This is a genomic window from Porphyromonas endodontalis ATCC 35406, assembly GCF_000174815.1.
GTDB classification, from domain to species: domain Bacteria; phylum Bacteroidota; class Bacteroidia; order Bacteroidales; family Porphyromonadaceae; genus Porphyromonas; species Porphyromonas endodontalis.
Genome location: NZ_ACNN01000020.1, coordinates 182,684 through 199,723, shown reverse-complemented (window position 1 = coordinate 199,723; position 17,040 = coordinate 182,684). Strand labels below are relative to the sequence as shown.

The window sequence follows — 17,040 nt, the reverse complement described above, 5'->3', positions numbered from 1 at the left end:
ACAAATCAGAAGGGACGCAGCGAACGCTCCCTCTTGCGGTCAGCGTCAATTCGCACAAAAATAAACAGCAAGATGGTGAAGCCCCACAGCGAGGAGCCCCCATAACTAAAGAAAGGCAAAGGGATACCAATTACAGGCACCAGCCCTAGTACCATACCCACATTCACGGCAAGATGGAAAAGGAATATCGAGCCAACGCAGTAGCCATAGACTCGTCCAAAAGCATTCACCTGCCGCTCTGCCAAGTAGAAAAAGCGTAAAATAAGGAGTAAGTAGAACAGCAACAAGGCTGTGGAACCTAGGAATCCGTGCTCTTCACCCACGGTGCAGAAGATAAAGTCCGTATCCTGCTCGGGTACATAGCTGAGCTTCGTTTGTGTTCCTTGCAGGAAGCCTTTGCCCGTAAGTCCACCCGATCCAATCGCAATCTTTGCCTGATTTACGTTGTAGCCCATCCCTTTTAGATCCTCTTTAAGTCCGAGCGCAACAGCAATACGCCCTCGCTGGTGGGGCTGCAACACATTGTCGAAAACAAATGAGACCGAAAGGGAGTAAAGCACACATCCAATCCCCAAAAGAGCCGTGAGTAGGTAGCGACGAGCAAAACGTTTTACCGCCATCCAGAGGCAATACCCGATGAGTAGAGCGAGGATCCCGATGGCTACAAAACTGATATCGAAGGGGAAGAAGTGATTAAAGAGAAGTGCCAAAAGATAGACTCCGGCATAGCCTACCAGCCCCCAACTGAAGAGGCGAGAGCGAGACTTTGGGCTGAGTAAGAGAGCAATGCACATGCAAAAAGTAATGACTGTAGCAATTGCCCAATAGGCAGCATTTGTTGCCCCCCACATAGTATCGGCAAGGGATAGAGCCATCACAAAAAGCACCACGGAGATAAAGGCCAAGCCAAGGAATATCCCCGAGAGTCCCTCCCTATAGAGAGCTAAAAAGAGAGCGGTATACACCAGGGCAGAACCCGCCTCTTTTTGCAAGAAAATAAGCATCATAGGGAGAAGCACAATAGCAAAAACCTCACCATAGGCGCGCCAAGAGTTAAGGCGGAACTTGTAGCGATTGAGCGTCGTTGCCAGCATCAGAGCCGTAGCAATCTTAGCAAATTCGGCAGGCTGTAGGCGCATGGGACCCAACACCAGCCACGAATGCGATCCCTTAATATCGGGGGCAATGAATATTGTTACCAGCAGCAACCCCATCATCACGAGGTAGAAAATGGGAGCAAAAGTCTCAAACCATCCTACGTCACTCAAGAGTATCAAGAAGATAAGGACTCCGCTTAGCCCCATCCAAATAAGCTGCATAGCAGGGCGGCTCCCCGACTCTATCAGACTCGACGTTTCGAAGCTATAACTGGCACCGCAGATGGTGAACCAGCCCGTAATGACAAGCAGAAGATACAAGCCTACTAGGATCCAATCAATCCTTCGAAAGATAGAAGACGGAGCATTAGGGCGCATTTCTGTAAGAAAGGTAAGAGTGAGACATTCGAGAGGCAATCCCCTCAGCCGCGGGCGACAGATGCCCTTCACGCAAATAGTACTCCAGCATCACACGCCCAATCGGCACCCCATAAGTAGCCCCGAAGCCTCCGTTTTCCACATATACGGCAATGGCTACTTGGGGATTATTGCGAGGGGCGAAACCGATAAACGCGGAGTGGTCGGGGCCATGGGGATTCTCGGCAGTACCTGTTTTCCCACATACCTCAATCTCCCCGGGCGCAAAGTTGGCAGCGTGACAAGTACCTGCACGTACTGCCCCTGCCATGCCGTTTGCCACGATCTCCCAGTGCTGCGCGGCAATGCCCGTGTACTGCTTGTGACTATAAGCCGTATCAAGCGACATACCCTCTATCTCGTGTACAACGTGCGGACGGTAATAGTAGCCTCTATTGGCAACAATAGCTGCAAGGTTGGCCATTTGCAGGGGTGTAGCCAAGACTTCACCCTGACCGATGGAGTTTGAAATGATGGTGGAGGAGTTCCATCCTGCCTTATACCACTTATCGTAGTACTCGCTATTGGGGATAAAGCCACGCTTCTCTCCCGGCAAGTCAATCCCAAGAGGATAGCCATACCCCATCCGCACCATATAATCTTTCCAATGCGTAAAGGCCTCCTGTACCGTGGAGTAACGCCTTCGATCATCGAGCATATAGTGCAATCCCCAAGCAAAGAAAGCGTTGCACGAAGTGGTTAGGGCAAACTCCACAGCTAAGGGCGAACCATGACCATGGCAGGCAGGTCTCCCTCGCATATAGGGATACCCCCGATAGCAAGTGTAGAGCGTTTGAGGTGTAATAACCCCCTCGTTGAGCAGAATTGCCGCCTGTGTCGGTTTGAAAGTTGAGCCTGGAGGATAGGTTCCCTGTAGGGCACGATTAAACAAGGGCTTACCCGGATTGTATGCCAAGAGCAAGTGATTCTTCCCAATATCCCGCCCTGCGAGAAGAGAGGGCGGATAGGCAGGACTTGTAACGAGGCAGAGTACTTCTCCCGTAGCAGGCTCTATCATCACAATACCGCCACGCTTGCCCTGCATCATCCTCTCTCCTAGAGCTTGTAAACCCTCATCAATAGAAAGCGTCAGATTACGCCCTGCCACCTCCTTTGCGTCATTGGCGCCATTATTATACCGCCCCTGTATTCGTCCTCGTGCATCGCGAAGCATTACTTCATAGCCTTTAGTACCTCTCAAGACCGCATCGTAGGTACGCTCTACTCCCGATTTCCCCACATAGTCACCGGGGGCCAAGAGACTATCTTGCTCCAAATCGCCGGGACTGCATTCACTCATATACCCCAAGACATGGGCTGCCACCTCCGTACCATATCGCCGGATACTACGATGCTGTACAGAGAAGCCCGGGAATTTATACAAAACCTCCTGAAAACGACCGGCATCTCCTGCACTAACCTGTGCCAAAAGACGCTGAGGGGTATAAGGCGAATAGCCCGGATTGAGGTCGCGGTTTCGAACAGCTTCGAAGCGTTGCCGGAGAGTTTCGATATCAATTGATAGCAATTTACAGAGAGCCAGAGAATCTAAATTTTCGCCCACCTCCTTAGTAATGACCATCACATCATAGGCGGGTTCGTTGTAGACAAGGAGCTTGCCCGTACGATCGAAAATAGCTCCACGCTCGGGATAGATAACATGGTGATAAAAGGCGTTATTCTCTGCCTTCGACTTATACTCCGGGCTCAATATCTGGAGGTAAAAGAGCCGCGCCACATATCCGAGGACAAGCAGTACGGCTAGAGCCATAAGGAAGATGGAGCGTTGCGCTTCGTTACGATTCTCCTGTTTCATCGGGGCAGACGAAGCTAATCTCTACGCTTACGAGGGCGATATCCCAGCAGCAACAGACACACGAGGGTAAGTATATAAGTTGCCACAATACTGGTACCCAAGCGAAGCAAGAAATAGGGTAAATCAAACGCACCTACCGCATCAAGCAAGAATAAAAGAGTGTGGTGGAATGCCGTAAGAATAAGGAGCAAGAGAGCAATTCCCCAGCCACTAACAGCAAGCGAAGGGGGATAAGAACCATCTGTATCTGCATCCACAAACAGAGGCAAAAGATAGCTCCTCAAAAAGCCTGTAGCCGTAAAAGCTGCCATGTGCAACCCCGGAGTCCCTGATAGGATATCAAGTAAAAGGCCCGAAAGGGCACTCCACAAAGTAATCCCCATTTTAGAGACATTTATCGGGATAAGAAAGAGTATATAGATATAAGGGAAGGGGGTAGCCAACCGGAAGACATAGAGCGGACTAAAGACCCACACTTGCAGCAAAACCAGTACTATAATCTTGCAAAAGAGAAGTAGATAACGCCCCATAATCTATGGAATATAGAGGGATTGAACAGAGTCTAATGCTTCATGCGGAACAAAGACTCCCGCCATCACAACATATACAAAATCAAGGGTACCAAAGTCGGCACCCAGAGCAACAGGGATATTGCCATTGCCCAAAGCAACCCCATCTCGTACCTGATACGAACTATCCACCCGACCCACATACAAATTGGGAGGGAATACAGAGCTATACCCACTCGTCACGATGGTGTCGCCAACGTTTACTCGCACATGCGAAGGTAGATCGGTAAGTCTTGATGTAACCGAGCCCGGGGAGTCCCAAGTCAAGTAGCCAAAATGGTTTGTCCGTTTAAGTTTACAACTGAGCTTAAGCGAGGGATTTATTAGGGGCACCACCACCGAATAGCCCTGCGATACAGAGGAGACAATCCCCACAATCCCACGAGCACTCATCACGCCCATATCCTTTTTCACCCCTGCCTCTGCACCTCGATTGATCACAATAAGGTTGTGCCCTCTATTAATCGTTGAGCTAACCACCCGAGCGGTAAGGAACTGCATTTCGGGGATCGCTTCAGTAGAGTCACGTACAAAAGTGAGAGGTTTTATGGTATCGGCAAGAGCAAAATCCATTTGCTGCTTAAGCTGCAAATACTGCATTTCTAGCTGCGCATTGCTCTCCGTAAGTAGGCGATTTTTCTCCCGAAGCCCAATATAACTAGAGACCTCCCCCGTGACCTGTTGGATAGATCCCACCAAGCGATTAGAAAAGGCAATATTGAGGAAACGATGGTAAAATCCACTATTAAAAATCAGCACAAGAGCCAACCCCTCAATCACTAAGAGGAGAATCCAATGCCCTCGGGAGAGGAGGAATTCAGTCGCCTTGTGCACCTCTTTATTGTAAGTCGAGCTAGAAGTGTCAAAATAGAGAGGGGGTACAAAACATACCCCACTCTATTTATCAAGATCTATCGGATTAAAAAGTTAAATGTATCCAGATTCTTCAAGGCCACCCCTGTACCCTTAGCTACGGCATGAAGGGGGTCTTCCGGCACTATAAACTGGATTCCAAAACGATCGGTGAGACGGCGGTCAAGCCCACGCAGCAAAGCGCCACCTCCCGTCAGGTTGATACCATTCTCCATCACATCACCGTACAGCTCTGGAGGAGTCTCTTCCAATGTCTTGAGAATTGCCGCCTCGATCTTTACGATAGACTCATCCAAACAACCGGCAATCTCTGCGCTCGAGACAGGGATTTGACGCGGGAGTGTATCCATTTGGTCGGCCCCACAAACAACAAAGTCTTCGGGGGGATTCTCCAAATCCTTAACGGCAGCTCCTACACGTATTTTGATCTGCTCGGCAGTACGCTCCCCAATACGAACATTATGCTTCTGGCGCATATACTTCATAATGTCGTTGGTAAACTCATCACCAGCCGTACGGATACTCTGCTTCGTGGCAATACCACCATACGATATTACAGCCACCTCGGTAGTACCCCCACCTATATCCACAATCATGTTCCCTTGAGGCGCAAGGACATCCACTCCGATACCAATAGCCGCAGCCATGGGCTCGAAAAGCATGTACACATCACGTCCTCCGGCATGCTCGCTAGAGTCGTGTACGGCACGTATCTCCACTTGGGTACTCCCGGAGGGGATACTTACCACCATACGGAGAGAGGGGGTAAAGAGTCGATGCGACTTCTTATTCAGCATCTTGACCATACCGCGTATCATCTGCTCGGCAGCGTTAAAATCTGCGATTACGCCGTCTCGCAAGGGACGAACGGTACGGATGTAAGCGTGTGCTTTCTCGTACATTTCACGCGCTTCGTGCCCAATGGCAAGCACCTCATTGGTGCGGAGATCGAAAGCGACAACAGAGGGCTCGTCTAGTACTATCTTACCATCTTTCATGATGATGGTATTGGCAGTACCGAGGTCCATGGCCAGCTCTTGTCTAAAGGAGAAAAGTCCCATTATCTTGTAAACATCTAGTCTGTTAGTCTTTCAGAGGGCAAGTTAGTGTTTGAAGTGGCGTACTCCCGTAAATACCATAGCCAACCCAAGCTCATCGGCCTTGGCTATACTATCGCCATCACGCATCGAACCACCGGGTTGCACTACGGCTGTTACGCCGGCTTCGGCAGCGAGAGTCACACAATCGTCGAAGGGGAAGAAGGCATCACTAGCCAATACAGCGCCTCGGAGATCGAAACCAAAATGCTGCGCCTTCTCAATCGCTTGCTTGAGGGCTGCCACACGCGAGGTCTGACCAATCCCCACAGCCAGCAAGTGACTATCTTTTACAAGAGCCACGGCATTACTCTTGCAGTGCTTTGCCACCTTTTGGGCAAAGACAAAGTCGTCTAACTCATCTTCGGTAGGTTGTTTCTTCGTAACGACCTCAAAGTCTCCCTTATTTTCGCTACGAAGGTCGGTCTCTTGCATCAAAACACCCCCCAAAGCGGAGCGGAAAGTAAAGCGACTTTCGATAGGCTTCTTCTGGATAAGCAGGATACGTTTGCTCTTCTGCGTGAGGAGCGTGAGGGCGTCTGTATCGTAATCCGGAGCTACGAGTACCTCAAAGAAGAGATTCCCAATAGCCTCTGCCGTTGCTTTATCAATGGGGCGATTAGCCACCAAGATCCCACCAAAAGCCGACTCGGGGTCTGAGGAGAGAGCTGCTAACCAAGCCTCTTCTATCGTTGCACGAGAAGCTATGCCACAAGGGTTGTTGTGCTTAAGAACGGCAAACGTAGGAGCCTTGTATTCGGCAATCAGATCGCAAGCCGCCGCTATATCTTGCAGGTTGTTGTAGGAGATTTCCTTGCCTTGTATCTTATCGAAATAGGCATCAAAATCGCCAAAGAAACGCCCCTGTTGATGAGGATTTTCTCCGTAGCGGAGGGTCTCTACTCCATCGTAAGCAATGCGCAAAGCAGTACCTTCTCCTCCATCGAAATAGTTGAAGATGGCACTATCGTAGCCCGACGACACGGCAAAAGCAGCTCCGGCAAAACGTTTTCTTTCTTCTAGCGATGTGAATCCCTTTTGGTTGGTTAAGATCTCTAGCAAAAGGGGATATTGCGCAGAAGAAGAGACGATAAGTACATCTCGGAAGTTCTTTGCAGCCCCTCGGATGAGGGAAATTCCACCAATATCTATCTTTTCGATAATATCGGCTTCAGGGGCTCCGGAGGCAACAGTGGCAGCAAAAGGATAGAGATCCACAAGTACAAGGTCGAAGAGACGAAGGTCATACTGAGCCACCTCTTGGAGGTCTTTCTCCTCATCACGACGAGCCAAAATACCCCCAAAGATCGCGGGGTGCAACGTTTTCACACGCCCCCCAAGCATTGAGGGATACTTCGTAAGGTCCTCGGCAGCCACAGCCGGCACACCAAGAGATTCTATAAAATCTTTAGTACCTCCGGTAGAGACAATCTCTACTCCCAAATCGTGCAGAGCACGTACAATATCTTCCAGCCCTTCCTTGTGAAAAACGGAGATCAATGCCCTCTGAATCTTTCTTTCCATCACTCCAAAATAAGCCCCCTAAAAGAGGGATAAAACTTGCAGATACAAAGATACAGAAAAGCAAACACTCTAGCAGAATTAAGGCAAAAAAGTAGATAAACAAGCCCCACAGAGCAGATCCAAATCTATTGAACACAAAACATGATACGTGCAACTAGGACACCCCACAAGCAGTACGTTGATATTATTAAAATAATAAGAACAAAATCTTTTACTACATTTGTGGCGAAAGCTTTTTCTCTTGGCACGGAGTATTTTCCTTGGAACGCCATCTATGGTTATCTAAGGTAATTTCTCCTTCCTAGAGAGCAGCTTACAAAGACAGGTATAACGTTCCCAAGAAAAGTATCCGATGAAAAGACTAGTCCTAATTTTTCTATTTTTCTTCTCCGGTAGCACTCTGCTACTCAATGGACAGCAGCTCCAAAATTCGCCTAAGTACCCTCAAGATATGCTTCCTGCCCAAGCCTTTGAGGGGAGTGTAAAGCTCCAAGAGATTACCCTTCCCCAATCTCTCAAAGAGATCGGCTCGCATGCCTTCAGGGGATATACCCAACTGAAACAAATTATCATTACCCCGGGCAATCCCACACGATTCAACATTGATGCTTTCCCCGACCAGGAGGGACTTACCCTCTACGTACCCACAGAAGAAATGCGTCTTGCCCTCAATGCCATGTTTCATTTTAGCAAGACTAAGATTGAGATAGGCAAGCCCTTGGCTCTTTTGCCGACACAGAATGAGGGAACCCTCTCAGTAAGCACGAGAGAGAACATACTCTCCCTTCTGCCCAACAGTGTAGGAGAGATGCACATCTTCGATCCTCAAGGCCAGCTCCTATACCAAACCAAAGCTTCTGCCAACACAGCTCTAGAAATTACCCTACCTCAAGGCGTTTATTTCGTTTCCTTCAACAACCGAATAACAAAAGTATCTCTCTAAGCCGATTTTGAGTTATGACTAAACTAATTCTCTTTTTCACCTCACTGTTCTTCTCTATCGGCGTATTATTCGCCCAAAACGAAGCAGCACTAACTCTCCGTGTAGACAAGGCAGGCAGCCTTAGAAGCCTCCTATCGGACGAGCAATATGCAAAAACCTCAAAAATCATAGTTTCAGGAGAGATCAACACCCTCGACATCAAGACCCTACAAGAGATGAGTGGAGAAAAAGGATCCTTGCAAAGCATCGACCTCTCCAAAGCAAACATTGTAGCCTACGAAGAGTCCAAGACCTTTAGCACACTACCCATGCCCTCCTTGGCATTTGGAGCTAGTCAAGACGAGATCAAAGCCTATGAGGCGGCTCACAATGGCACCTACAACGAGGAGCGAAGCAACCCAGAGGAGGGATTTCACGCGCTTATGTGGTACGATGTTGCCTCTGATGAAATCTCATTCCGATGCTACTTTGTCTCCAAAAATGGGGCAGGTGAATTTGATGAATTTTGGGGCTTCTATCCTCAAGTAGAGTATGCCACGCAACCCAAAGGGGAGAGTTTTGCGCTCACCGAAGCCTTTATTCAGCTACTCGCTGCAAGCGGATTTAGCACTCCTCAATCACTAGGGGAAGACGGCTTCGTAGCGACAAACAAGGAGAAAAACCTCGACATTATGATTAACCTCACCAAGCTCTCCGAGATAACAGAGGAGGAAGGGGACAAAAAGGTACTCGTACTCATGTTTGCCCCTGCTGGTAATTACATGGAAAACGAAGGCTAAAGATTATGTTACGATTTCTAGTAAAGAAGGGTGGCTTAATAGTCTGTTCGCTCTTGCTTCTAGGCTCTATTATCGGAGCAAAGGCCCAAGAGGAGGAGGCCATTACCTTCAAACGCTCCGCGAATGCTCCCAAAGAGGTTGTCCTAGGGATCCACTGCCGCTCTCCATTCTCCATAGACTGGGGAGATGGCGTTCGCGAAGAGTTCCCAGCAAAGAACTACGGAGTAGATGGCATCCAAGGGGAGGCAAAAGGGAATACCATCCGCATTTATAGCGACCCTCAAGATTTTATTGCCCTCTACCTAGGCAACAACGACAAAGGGAATAGTATCGAAGAACTCAACGTAACACGGCTTAAAAGGCTTCGCTTCCTCCATTGTCAATGCAACGAACTCTCTCAGCTTGACCTATCCTCAGGCTTTATGCTCGAAGAGTTGCACCTTGCCAATAACCATCTCAAGAACTTGGATGTAAAACATTCTCCCCGACTTGACATGCTAATTTGCTATGGGAATGAAATCGAATCTCTCGATCTAAGTGAACTAAACAGACTCATGGCACTGCGCTGCGAGAATAATAAGATATCCAGCTTGCAGGTAGATCACTTAGGAGACCTTACGGTACTACGTTGTGGAAGCAACCCAATAGAGCAACTTGATGTAAGCAAAAACAAAAAGTTGCAGCAGTTGTTTATCGAAAATAGTGCCATCAAGCATATCGATGTAAGTACGCTAGACGACCTCCGAGTTCTCAACTTGAGCGGCTGTGGGATAAGCCAGCTAGACCTATCGGGCAACCCGGCTCTACACGTTCTCTATGCCAATAACAATGAGCTTACTCAACTTACCCTCACCCAGCAACCCGAGCTAGAGAAGGTAGAGGTAATGGGCAACAAATTCCAATCGCTCAGCATATCGGCGCCCATTCTCTCCGACCTACGTTGCAGCAACAACCCCTTGCAAAAGATAGACCTAACGAAGACTCCTCTACTCAAATATCTGTTTTGCCAGAAAACCCAACTTAGAGAATTGGATTTAAAAGCGAACAAGGAGCTTTGCGAGCTACTTGCCTCCGACAACCAATTAAGGGAAATTGACCTCTCGGAGAACAAAAACCTATACCTCCTCTGGCTCGATGGCAACCAATTCACAGAACTAGACATAGCCCCTTTTGCCAGCAATCTATTCTCTCTATTCCTTGCCAACAACCAGTTCTCCACTCCCCAACTACAAAAGATAGTCAACCAACTACCCGACATCTCCGGCATAACAGTGAGTGCGAATAAGGCTTGGTGGAAGAAATGGCTACGGCTGGCCAACAACCCGGGAGCTAGCGAAGTAGACCTCACGCTACCGCTGCGGAATGGGTGGCGCATTGACCTCAAAGAGAACTGGCCGGGGGAGCCCAGTAACCTAGCAAGCCCTCTCTACTCGGGAATAAACATAGCACAATATGGTGCTAATCTCCTTATCACAGCTCCCAACGGTCACGCTGCGGAATATACGATCTACACAATAGAGGGGCTCCCCATCGGAGGCCTTGCACTCTCGCATGGGGAGACAAAAAGTATCACTCTCCCCTCGCATGGTTGCTATCTTGTGGTAGAAAAACAAGTTAATGGAGGGATAACGAGAATGGAAAAAGTACTCGTTCCCTAGAATCGGAGCAAAGAGGGTTCTCCCCTTACTCTAGGGAGAAATAAAAAGATACTCAGGTGGAAAGGGGCGTATCTCCCGAAAAAGATGTACCTTTGCGTCGCTGTAAAGTGTACAGCACTAATAGAAACATAAAGAAATGGCAACTAAAATCAGATTGCAGCGTCACGGTCACAAGGGTCACGCCTTCTATAAGATCGTAGTCGCAGACAGCAGGGCACCACGTGATGGTAGATTTATTGAAAGGATAGGTTCTTATAATCCGAACACTAATCCTGCTACGATAGATCTGAACTTCGAGCGTGCTCTTTATTGGCTTGGTGTAGGTGCTCAACCCACCGATACCGCTCGCAACATTCTCTCTCGTGAGGGTGTTCTTCTCAAAAAGCATCTCCTTGGTGGGGTGAAGAAGGGTGCATTCGACGAAGCTACCGCAGAAAGCCGCTTCGAAGCTTGGCGCAAGAAAAAGCAAGATGCACTCAACGCTGTAACAGCAAAGTGCAACGAAGCTAAAGCGAAAGCAAATGCAGAACGTCTCTCTGCTGAGCAAGAAATCAACAAAGTAAAGGCTCAAGCCCTCTCCGAAAAGCGTGCTGCCGAAGCTAAGGCAAAGGCAGAAGAAGAGGCCGCTAAAGAGGCTGAAGAAGCAGCTTCTATGAGCGCAGAAACTCCCGCTGTAGAGGAAGAAGCTCCCGCTGCTGAGGCTCCTGCCGAAGCGTAATAGCCGGGGTTCTTAGGCTAAGCAACCCTAAAGAAAATACCCCTCAGGTCTCTATCTTAAGAGATTTGAGGGGTACTTTTATTACGGAGGGGTCTCTCCCCTGTCCCACTACCAAAGATTTTCCACTATCCCTCGCTCACAGAAAAAAGAGTCTTCTCGTACACCCGACCTATGCTACACCCCCTCGTCGAAACCGATCTTTATCAAGTGTATCAACTCCCCTCGGGACTCCGCATTGCCTACTACCCCGAGCCCAGCGCTATATCCTATGCCGGCTACATCGTACACACAGGGGCAGCCCAAGACCCCAATAGGTACCACGGGATGGCACACCTCGTAGAGCACATGCTGTTTAAGGGTACCCCTCTACGGAAAGCCAAGTCGATTATACATCGTATGGAGGTGGTGGGTGCTGACCTGAACGCCTATACGACCAAAGAAGAGACCTTCCTCTACGCCGCCTTTGGGCAGAAGTATGCCGTACGTACGCTGCAACTACTTACAGACATCGTGCTACACAGCCATATCCCCGAGGAGGAACTAAAAAAAGAGAAGACGGTAATTATCGAGGAGATTAATAGCTATCGAGACTCTCCTGCCGAGATGATTTTCGATGAGTTTGAAGAGCATCTGTTCCATGGTACCGCCCTCGGGCATAATATTCTAGGGTCAACCGCCTCGGTAGAACGCATTACAAGCAAAGCGGCTAGAGACTTCCGCCAGCATCACTACAGGGCAGACAATATGATCCTCTGTCTCCGTGGTCAATTCGACCTTGCGTGGATTTTCGACTTCTGCAACTACCACTTCGGGGGTACCCCTCCCACAAAAATAGAGCGCCCTCCCCTCTCTTGGGATCCCACCTCTGCTCTACTCCCCAACAAACGGCATGTTACGCATCGTTTCGACACCTACCAAACACACCAACTTATGGGGGGATTTGCCTACAGCATGTACGACGAGCGACGCATCGTGCTAACGCTGCTCAACAACATTTTGGGAGGGCCGGGGATGAACTCACGGCTCAATCTAAGCCTACGAGAAGAGGCCGGACTGGTCTACTCCGTGGATAGCAACTACACGATATTCTCGGGCGGTGGGCTTTTCTCAATCTACTTTGGATGCGCCCATCGAGACGCCAAAGAGGCAACTCAAAAAGTGCTAGACGAACTTATGAAGCTCTCTTCTATCCCTCTAGAAGCGGACGAACTTGCCAATGCCAAGCGGCAACTTATGGGACAACTTGCCATCTCGGGCGATGCTCGTGAGAACGCTTTTCTCTCTATGGGTAAGAGTGTTTTGTTCTATGGTAAGTACGATGCTCTAGACGTTATTGAGCGACGAATACAAGCCATCACGGCAGAGCAACTCCAAAGCACGGCGCAGGAGCTTTTCGCTCCCGAGCGTCTCTTTACCCTCACCTATCACTAAGAAGGGAAACAAAAGAGAAAAGGACAACTTCTCTACAGGAAGAGAAGTTGCTCCCTAGCACGTGCCACTTCCTTTGCACTTGTCGCTAGAGAACCATCCGCAAGGGGGCGACGGAAAGAACCATGAAAGCAACGGGCCCCCGTCTTTTGTGCCAAAGAGAGGATATTATCCGCCATCACCCCACTACCACATTGAATCTTAATACGACCCTTTGCTAGCGACACGAGCTCGTGTAGCTCCTCAGCTCCCTCAAGAGCCGTAGCGGCACCTCCCGAGGTAAGAAGGCGAACAAACCCAGCCTCTATGATAGAAGAGAGCAACGCGGCACGCCGGGGGGCGACATCAAAGGCGCGATGAAAAGTACAGGGTAATCCCCCCGCAGCCTCTAGGAGTTTTGCGTTCGCATCCGCATCGTAATCGCCCTCAGAGGTAAGGCATCCAAAGACAAATCCATCGGCCCCCTCTAGGCGCATCAAACGTATATCTTCTGCCATTACTGCCACCTCTTCCGAGGTATAACAAAAGTCTCCTGCACGTAGACGAATAAGAGGGAAGATGGCGATACTGAGTTTTGTTCGGAGCTGACGCAGAAGGCCCAGCGAGGGAGTAAGGCCTCCCACAGAAAGAGCAGAACAAAGCTCAATACGCTGCGCTCCGCCCTCTTCTGCGGCAAGAGCATCGTAATACTGCGAGGCACAAACCTCCAATTCCCAATCTTTCTTTGTACACATAGACACCGCGATGCCCCATTATAGTGGGCTTCTTTGATATTTACACACTCCCCCTCTAGTCTTAGAAAGTCTGGGTTAAATTCCTATATACCTTGCCGTTGTACTCAATCGACCAAAGAACCCATTTATTCGAATCCAGCCGAGGGAGAGAAACATCGGTAACGCTTTGCGAGGTAGTCACACGGCAGAGGCGTTCTCCCAATATGGTATAAAGAGAAACAACAGCAGTTTTGCCGGAGCCCCCTTTAGGAAGAACAATCCGCATCGTATTATCGAGTAGGACAATAAAGGGACGCTCTTTTGCAGGGTCTTCTTCCTTGGAATTCCCATTCTGAATAGGCTGAACAATAGCATCGATCCAAAACGATCCGGTATATTGCAGGTCTGAGGGCAAATTTCCGCTATTCGACTCTTGCCACAGACTAGCCCCAAGGGGGAGGATTTGTGTAGAGTTACCCGAGCGTGGGAGCTGCTTGCTTCGTAGGATGGGGAGCTGCAAAGGCGTTGAAGAATTGTTTTTTGCTCCCGTTACCGAGATGTACAAATAAGCATCTTTGGCAAATGTCACATTCTGAGGAATGGGCACAAAAAACTCCATATCTCCCCCGAGCGTACGAGGAGCCTTACCCCCTAAATGTGTGTAGTTGGGGTGACGGAGTTTTGTTGTATAAAGCTCCTCTTTGGGTCCTTTCGCATCCCCACTGTAGAGAGTTATATCCCCGGAGGGGAAAGTTCCGCCCGTAGTTGCCACAATTTTAAGCCCCAATACACGAGAGCTATCCGAGAGGTGGTAAAAGGTGCGCACTCCGGAAATGCGCGCAACATACTCTGCTGTACGTTCAATAGAGTCACGCCGGAGCGAGTAGAGATTGTGCGACAAACGTTGCGGATTGAGGGGAGCATAGGGATCAAGTCCACCCAAATTGCGCTTGCCTGTAGCCTTAGGATCGAGCCAAGGTTGTAGTCTTGTTGCGTCTGACGCATTGGCGCCCTCCCAACAACGAGAGATAGCAAAATAATAGTCATTAAAGGGGGTATTACAATAGGAGCTTCCCCCTGTCAATCCTCCGATAATGCGCCCTTCCGGATCTAAGAGGGGAGAGCCTGAAGAACCTCCGGCTGTGGTACCCACCGCCCACTTATCAATGTGGTAATGCGCGTTAGTCCACGCCTTATTCTTTACATCGTAGTCCACAATAGGGATTTTACTATCGCAGCGAGTGTAGCGAGCCGTAGAGGCTTGAGGATGGTGCATGGCCGTATAGGGAGGATTATGCTCCCCGGCATTCCACCCTGCAAAGTAAGGACGATAAGAAGCCGGTACCCGACCTACAGAATTCGCGTCCTCTTTTTCCACCCCCGTAATGCGCAAGAGACAAAGGTCGTGATCCTCATCCCAAGCTACAATCTCAGCCCCCGAGAGGGTCTGTTCTTCGCTGGGGCGAGTAAGCACATTGCCCGTCGGACTTCGGAAGTTGAAGTAAAAAACACACTGTCGTGCCGTATTTTCGCGATAAGCTTGGTTGTTGGCATAACTAAACGATCCGTTGAGACAGTGCGAAGCTGTGAGCACGTACGCCTCTCCATTTTCGGCAGTATTATTGATGAGAGCACCGGAGAAGACAACACTACCTCGAGCAACGACCAGCACGAGGCTACGACTCACATTGTCGAGTTCGGGATGCGTTACGATATTGGGGGCACAGTCTATCCCCCCCACAAACCAGGGTTCGCCCGGCTTATAAACCCCTGCGGTTTCATGCATCAGAGAGCGAAAACCATAAGAAACACTACCAATATGCAGATTGGGGAGAGAGTAATCGCCTTTTGGGGACTCGTAGCGAACGACAAGCTGCTCCCCTGCCACAGGAGCAATAGCTAGGCTATTAGACTCCGTATTGTTGTGGGCTCCAAATGCCCCACGCACTATATTTCTCTCGGGAGAGAGCACAAAGAGACGGCTCCCCTCCTCTAGGGAATATCGATCGAAGAAGAGCTGAAGATAGGCTGCCCCCTCACTCCGAATCGCTAATTCCCAAATCAAACGCCCTTCGTTGTCGTACGATAGGGTGCCACTATTACTCGGGGAGAGGTCAACCTCCTGTGGGATTCCCATCCTAAAGGTGGCGCGCACAAGGGGAGCACCAAGGCTCTCTTCCTCCAAAAGTCGCTCAATCTCAGCTCTTGGAGGCGCCGGCAACGTAATGACCTTTTCAGCCCCAAACGAAGCTGAGCGAAGCTCAGAAGAGGTAGAGATATTAGAAGGTATCCCTCCCAAACTCAACTGAGCCAAAAGGGGCAACGAACTAGCTCCCACGACAGTGCAGAGAGAGACGGAAAGTATAATCGATCGAATTTTCATATTCAAAATGGGCTGTATGGTGTGTGATTAGTCCTTCAATTATTCAAAAAATGCCCCCTCTCCTAGCTGTACTCCATTGAGAAAGTCTGCAATGGGCAAGCGTTTTTTAGCAGGGGCTTGCAGTTCTTCTATTGCCAAGATGCCGCCTCCTGTTGCGACATGCAGAGAGCGACGAGGAGAGGGCAACACGGAACCGGGCGTTGTACCCACAGGCAGAGGCTCTTCGGAAACGACGCGTGTGACAAACAATTTGTACGTCAAAGGCTCTCCCGCGCCAGGGCAGACAAGGGTAGTCCATGCCGTAGGCAAAGGGGATAAACCACGCACAAAGTTATGAATTTCTCGGGCAGATCGGCTCCAATCAATCCGTGTATTCTCTTTTGTCAGCTTGTGGGCATAGGGCTCTTCGGTATCCTTCGGTTGAGCTACACCTTCGGGGATTTTATCTTCTCGGCATGCCTGTAAAAACTCCCCGAGCAGGAGAATACCCTCTTCTGCTAGAGTATCATAAAGATCGCCAAACAGGGTATTTTCGTCAATGGGGAGAGCGCGTTGCCCCAAGATATGCCCCTCATCCAAGCCCTTGGTAAGGCGGAAAAGAGAAACGCCCGTCTCCTTGTCTCCTGCCATTAGGGCATGATTGATAGGTGCCGCACCACGCCAGCGAGGAAGCAACGATGCGTGGATATTTACCGTCCCGAGGTCAGGCATTGCCCATAACTCCTCGGGCAGCATCCTAAAGGCAATAACTACCCCTAGGGTGGGGCGTAGGGCACGCATTTCTGCAAGAAAGCTCTCATCTCGGAGCCGCTCCGGTTGCCAAATGGGGAGCCCCAAGCGAAGAGCCTCCACTTTTACAGGAGAGGGCTGCAACTTATGCCCTCGCCCTGCAGGTCGATCCGGAGTAGTCACCACCCCCACCACAGAGTACCCGGACTCTATCAAAAAGGTAAGATGCCGTGCTGCAAAAGGGGCTGTACCCAAAAAGAGAATGCGTATATCTTGTTGTTCCATATAGTGCAACG

At 49.6% G+C, this 17,040-nt stretch carries 14 protein-coding genes; 5 read left to right on the top strand and 9 right to left on the bottom strand.

The features are described from left to right. Window positions 1–5 precede the first annotated feature (5 nt). The 6 genes from rodA to purH form a co-directional block, all read right to left on the bottom strand. Window positions 6–1,475: a rod shape-determining protein RodA gene (gene rodA / locus POREN0001_RS05310; RefSeq protein WP_040580784.1), complete on the bottom strand. Its 1,470-nt coding sequence runs from the start codon at window positions 1,473–1,475 to the stop codon at window positions 6–8. After that, the gene (gene mrdA, locus POREN0001_RS05305) at window positions 1,465–3,330 is read right to left on the bottom strand and encodes a penicillin-binding protein 2 (RefSeq protein WP_004333704.1); all 1,866 of its coding nucleotides are present in this window, start codon (window positions 3,328–3,330) and stop codon (window positions 1,465–1,467) included. Before mrdA ends, rodA begins: the two co-directional genes overlap by 11 nt. A gap of 14 nt (window positions 3,331–3,344) precedes the next feature. Further along, window positions 3,345–3,860, bottom strand: a complete 516-nt coding sequence (locus tag POREN0001_RS05300; RefSeq protein ID WP_004333618.1) for a rod shape-determining protein MreD — start codon at window positions 3,858–3,860, stop codon at window positions 3,345–3,347. A gap of 3 nt (window positions 3,861–3,863) precedes the next feature. Then, window positions 3,864–4,733 (bottom strand): rod shape-determining protein MreC, encoded by an 870-nt coding sequence (mreC, locus tag POREN0001_RS05295; protein ID WP_004333656.1) that lies wholly within the window; start codon window positions 4,731–4,733, stop codon window positions 3,864–3,866. A 77-nt stretch (window positions 4,734–4,810) separates the two neighbouring features. Next, the gene (locus POREN0001_RS05290; protein WP_004333527.1) at window positions 4,811–5,833 is read right to left on the bottom strand and encodes a rod shape-determining protein; all 1,023 of its coding nucleotides are present in this window, start codon (window positions 5,831–5,833) and stop codon (window positions 4,811–4,813) included. A gap of 42 nt (window positions 5,834–5,875) precedes the next feature. After that, window positions 5,876–7,393 (bottom strand): bifunctional phosphoribosylaminoimidazolecarboxamide formyltransferase/IMP cyclohydrolase, encoded by a 1,518-nt coding sequence (gene purH, locus POREN0001_RS05285; RefSeq protein WP_004333859.1) that lies wholly within the window; start codon window positions 7,391–7,393, stop codon window positions 5,876–5,878. 352 nt (window positions 7,394–7,745) lie between these two features. On the opposite strand from purH, the gene POREN0001_RS05280 reads away from it, so the two are divergent. The 5 genes from POREN0001_RS05280 to POREN0001_RS05260 all read left to right on the top strand — a co-directional run bounded on the left by POREN0001_RS05280 (window position 7,746) and on the right by POREN0001_RS05260 (window position 12,922). Further along, a complete protein-coding gene (locus tag POREN0001_RS05280; protein ID WP_004333519.1) occupies window positions 7,746–8,336 on the top strand; it encodes a leucine-rich repeat protein in 591 nt (196 codons plus the stop codon). 14 nt (window positions 8,337–8,350) lie between these two features. Then, window positions 8,351–9,115 carry a hypothetical protein gene (locus tag POREN0001_RS05275; protein ID WP_004333818.1) on the top strand — a complete coding sequence of 255 codons (765 nt, stop codon included), beginning with the start codon at window positions 8,351–8,353 and terminating at the stop codon, window positions 9,113–9,115. A 5-nt stretch (window positions 9,116–9,120) separates the two neighbouring features. Then, window positions 9,121–10,773, top strand: a complete 1,653-nt coding sequence (locus tag POREN0001_RS05270) for a leucine-rich repeat domain-containing protein (RefSeq protein WP_147286671.1) — start codon at window positions 9,121–9,123, stop codon at window positions 10,771–10,773. A gap of 136 nt (window positions 10,774–10,909) precedes the next feature. Continuing rightward, window positions 10,910–11,491 (top strand): 30S ribosomal protein S16, encoded by a 582-nt coding sequence (locus POREN0001_RS05265; protein ID WP_004333562.1) that lies wholly within the window; start codon window positions 10,910–10,912, stop codon window positions 11,489–11,491. Between the two features lie 171 nt (window positions 11,492–11,662). Continuing rightward, the gene (locus POREN0001_RS05260; RefSeq protein ID WP_004333737.1) at window positions 11,663–12,922 is read left to right on the top strand and encodes a M16 family metallopeptidase; all 1,260 of its coding nucleotides are present in this window, start codon (window positions 11,663–11,665) and stop codon (window positions 12,920–12,922) included. A 32-nt stretch (window positions 12,923–12,954) separates the two neighbouring features. On the opposite strand, the gene POREN0001_RS05255 is transcribed toward POREN0001_RS05260, so the two are convergent. The 3 genes from POREN0001_RS05255 to fmt all read right to left on the bottom strand — a co-directional run bounded on the left by POREN0001_RS05255 (window position 12,955) and on the right by fmt (window position 17,029). Then, window positions 12,955–13,653 carry a copper homeostasis protein CutC gene (locus POREN0001_RS05255; protein WP_052296688.1) on the bottom strand — a complete coding sequence of 233 codons (699 nt, stop codon included), beginning with the start codon at window positions 13,651–13,653 and terminating at the stop codon, window positions 12,955–12,957. Window positions 13,654–13,714: 61 nt separating this feature from the next. Further along, the gene (locus POREN0001_RS05250) at window positions 13,715–16,015 is read right to left on the bottom strand and encodes a S1 family peptidase (RefSeq protein ID WP_040580778.1); all 2,301 of its coding nucleotides are present in this window, start codon (window positions 16,013–16,015) and stop codon (window positions 13,715–13,717) included. Between the two features lie 39 nt (window positions 16,016–16,054). Then, on the bottom strand, window positions 16,055–17,029 hold the full coding sequence (fmt, locus tag POREN0001_RS05245) for a methionyl-tRNA formyltransferase (RefSeq protein WP_040580842.1): 975 nt from the start codon (window positions 17,027–17,029) through the stop codon (window positions 16,055–16,057). Between the last annotated feature and the right edge of the window lie 11 nt (window positions 17,030–17,040).